3 protein-coding genes and 1 pseudogene are annotated in these 3,866 nt (G+C 40.4%); 2 read left to right on the top strand and 2 right to left on the bottom strand.

What is annotated here, in order from left to right:
* Positions 1-71: 71 nt before the first annotated feature.
* A complete protein-coding gene (locus GBN19_RS15045; RefSeq protein WP_151778661.1) occupies positions 72-431 on the bottom strand; it encodes a helix-turn-helix domain-containing protein in 360 nt (119 codons plus the stop codon).
* 102 nt (positions 432-533) lie between these two features.
* Between GBN19_RS15045 and GBN19_RS15040 the strand changes: the two genes are divergently transcribed.
* Together GBN19_RS15040 and GBN19_RS15035 are read left to right on the top strand one after the other, a co-directional pair.
* A complete protein-coding gene (locus GBN19_RS15040; RefSeq protein ID WP_151778660.1) occupies positions 534-1,865 on the top strand; it encodes an APC family permease in 1,332 nt (443 codons plus the stop codon).
* 21 nt (positions 1,866-1,886) lie between these two features.
* Entirely contained in the window at positions 1,887-3,305 is a 1,419-nt protein-coding gene (locus tag GBN19_RS15035) for an NAD(P)/FAD-dependent oxidoreductase (protein ID WP_151778659.1), read from the top strand.
* Positions 3,306-3,681: 376 nt separating this feature from the next.
* Here GBN19_RS15035 and GBN19_RS15995 read toward each other — a convergent pair.
* Positions 3,682-3,866 (bottom strand): annotated as a pseudogene (locus GBN19_RS15995) (IS4 family transposase); the annotation flags it as partial.

Raw genomic sequence — 3,866 nt, 5'->3', positions numbered from 1 at the left:
CTTTACTTTATTACCATTTAAAATAGACATTTTTATATTTATATAAATCAATTCATCTGTACAAATTTTACTTATGCATAGAACCTGCCACGACGGCGACGAAGTCCTAAAACATGGATTGCACGAACTAAAACAGCATAAGAAACACTGTAGCCGAACTCTTGTTCGAATAATGGAATTAAGTCACTAATATTTTGAAATTTATGTTTTTTTATAAAATTCTGGAAAGCTTCCCAGTCTCTAATATGCGACGGTGCACCACGTTTTTTACTTGGCTTTGGTTGCAAACTCCCCGTCTCCTCTTCGAGCTTAATCCATGCATCTAAAGTTACTCTAGAGATATTAAATTGTTTACATACAGCAACTTTATAATCTGTTTTTCGATAAGCTTCTAATGCAGCTTTTCTAATTTCAATTGTATATTTCGGCATATTAACCCTCTCAAAAAAAATATTAATGGCACACTTTATGCACAAATAAAAATATGGTTATATATTCCCTACAGGGATTATTATTGTTACAAGGATTAGATTATGCTGCAAGATGAAGTTCATTTAAAAAAACTATCACTTTGGCAAGTGATCGTCATAGGCGTTGCATACATGACCCCAATGACTGTATTTGATACTTTTGGTATCGTTTCAGGAACAACTGAAGGGCATGTTCCCCTTGCTTATTTGTTTGCATTGGTCGCTATGTTGCTAACTGCTTTTAGCTATGCCCGCTTTAGCCGTGTTTCTGAAAAACCAGGCTCAGCATATACGTACACTGCTGAAAGTTGTGGATCATCGCTTGGGTTCTTTGTTGGTTGGTGTTCTCTGCTCGACTACATTCTCTTACCACTCATCAATGCACTACTCTGCGGTATTTATCTGGAAGCGATTATTCCAAGTGTGCCTTACTGGGCATGGGTACTGGTTGCAGCTGGTGTGGTCACACTCATTAACTGTTTTAGAGTCAACCTTTTAGCCAATCTAAGCCTCATCTTTGTATTAGCACCTGTACTGTTAATGGTATTCTTTGTGTATCTTGTTATTCATGGTATTGGAACCACTCAAGGTTACGAGCATGTGCTAACACTTGCACCATTAGTCCATGGAAATACACATATTTTACCCCTGATTGCAGGTGCATCTATTCTCTGTTTCTCATTCCTAGGATTCGATGCGGTCACAACCCTTTCACATGAAACCAAAGATCCTAAACGTAATATTCCCCGTGCGGTCATGCTCACCACGCTGATCGGTGGTGTGATTTTCTTTACAGCAGCATGGTTTATCCAACTGTACTTCCCGACCAATGCTCAATTCAAACATCCAGATGAAGCGCTTCCTGAAATTGTCATATATGTCGGTGGAGCATTATTTCAATCTATTTTCTTAACAGGTCAAATCATGAATACCGTTGCTTCTGGTTTAGCGAGCCATGCGAGTGCGTCACGTCTGATTTATATTATGGGCCGTGATGGTATTTTCCATAAAAAGACCCTAGGCAGCATTCACCCACGCTTCGGCACGCCTTTATACGCCACCCTGTTCATCGGTCTCGTCTCTCTGAGTGCCATTTTTCTTGATCTTGCGCAAGTCGTGAGCTTAATCAGTTTTGGTGCTTTGGTTGCATTTACTGCGGTGAATTTCTCAGTCTTTATGCAATTTTATGTACGTAACAAAGAGCGCCAAGGACTCAAAAATCTTTTCTTCAATGCCATTCTTCCGCTGATCTCTGTGGCTGCAATTGTCTGTTTATGGATGAATCTTGAAAAATCCGCACTGACGTTTGGTGGCACATGGCTCTGTATTGGCATCATGTTCTTTATCTATAAAAAGGCACGTAAACAATCTATTGCGATTGAAAGTGCCTATTAATCAAGTCAAGTGAGTATGAAAATGCAAAAACTGGTCAACAAACCAACCTTGCTGAATGATGTTGAATTTAAAGTCAGTATCAATCAACTTAACGGCAAAGACTGGAACTGGATTAACCCTAAACATGGGCAAATTGAAAGCCCAGCCAACTATTACGAAAGCTCTTTAGCAGAATGGCATACCTTTGATGCGCTAGAAACCCATACAGAATGCGATGTTGTGGTCATTGGTGCTGGACTTTTGGGTTCATCTACCGCCCTTCACCTTGCTGAACAAGGCGTAGAAACCATTTTGCTCGACAAAGATCGTATTGGTAGTGCTGCATCAGGTCGTAATGGCGGTCAACTTACGCCAGGGCTTGCGCGTTGGGAAGCCGAAGAGATGATCGAACATTTCAGTCATGAAGATGCCAAACGTCTCTGGAATTTTACTTCCGTTGAAGCCATGCAACTGATTGACAACATCGCTGCAAAATATCAACTCGACTTGCAACGTAAACGTGGGCACATTACCGCCGCTGTACATGAAGGACATCTGGTAGCACTGACACAAGGCTCAGATGCCCGTAAATATCTAGGTGAAAATCATACCCGTGTCGTGGGCAAACATGAATTATTCGATCACGTCAAATCGAAAAGCTATTTTGGTGGACTGATGGATAGTTTAGGTGGGCATATTCATCCATTAGCACTCAATCGCGGCATTGCTTACGGCTTCTTGCAAAATGGCGGAACGATCTATGAGCGTACTGAAGTAACTGAAATTGAAGAACGTGATGATGGAATTTATGTACATACAGCAAATGGCACGATTAAAGCGCGTAAGAGTGTTGTGATTGGCGTGCATCATGCCTCATTTAAATTGCTGCCACAGCATAATCAGACCACCATTCCTTTTTACACCTATGTCTGTACAACTGCACCGCTCGAAGTCGATTTAACTGAGCTATTACCCAGTGATCATCCTGTCTACGACACACAGTTCCAGATCGATTATTATCGTGGTGTCAGCAAAAATCGTTTGCTTTTTGGTGGTCAAGGCACTGGAAGTTGCTGGAGCCCTGAAAAAACCTATCAATACCTATTAGGACGTATAAATAGCGTTTTCCCGCAACTTAAACAGGTGGAACTCGACTTTGTCTGGAGTGGGACGACAGATTTAACCGTAAATGGCGCAACGGACAGTCGCAAATTTGGCGAAAAGTTCCCAATCTATGCCGTGCATGGTTGGAGTGGTCACGGTGTCGCTCAAACTGTCAGAATTGGTAAAGCCATTGCAGATGATTTTGTTGGGCACGCCAAGGATTTTGAAATGCTCACACAAATCCAGCATAAAGACATTACGTTTGGGCGTGCATTAGCGCCATTAGTCATTCCTATGGCGAAAGGTGCTTATGGTTTAGGTGCCATGATGAATCCAGGCAAGATGGTGTCATTCTAAGCCTGCTATCGCGATTTAAACGCACTAAATAAACAACCAACCCAATGCCTAATGTCTGATATTAGGCATTGTTATTTTCAAGGCAGTAACAACTTAAAAATCCAAACAGACAACAGATAATTTACTTTTAGCTGCAAAATGGTAAGTCTCAAAATTAAGTGATATCTGTTTAGTGCGGCTTCTTTTATGATGACTTGTACCCTTTTTCTGCTTATCTCTCAGCAAATTGGAGTTTATTTGAATACCGTGTCAGAAAAATCAAAAAGATATATAAAAAAGCGATTTAGCTCAATCAAATATGCATTGAACTCGCAAAGTTTATTGATGGTGAAATATCAGTAATAAAAAAGCCGCTATAAAAGCTAATGCCAGTCAGTTAAGCTGATTGGCATTTTTTCTTTGGATATTTTGCAGGTTTTGCTTTAACTACTCTTGGACACAGCCTATGCCTTTTTTCAGGTAATACATACATTTTTGAACTTTCTAATAAATGCTCTAAATGTCTAGGCAAATTACCTGCCGACTCTAAAGGCGTATGCCTCAATATATTGATAATACTCA

Source organism: Acinetobacter brisouii, from assembly GCF_008993995.1.
In the GTDB taxonomy this organism is placed as follows: Bacteria; Pseudomonadota; Gammaproteobacteria; order Pseudomonadales; family Moraxellaceae; genus Acinetobacter; species Acinetobacter brisouii_A.
Note: the sequence above shows the minus strand (reverse complement) of the source record. Positions and strands in the feature narration are given on the sequence as shown.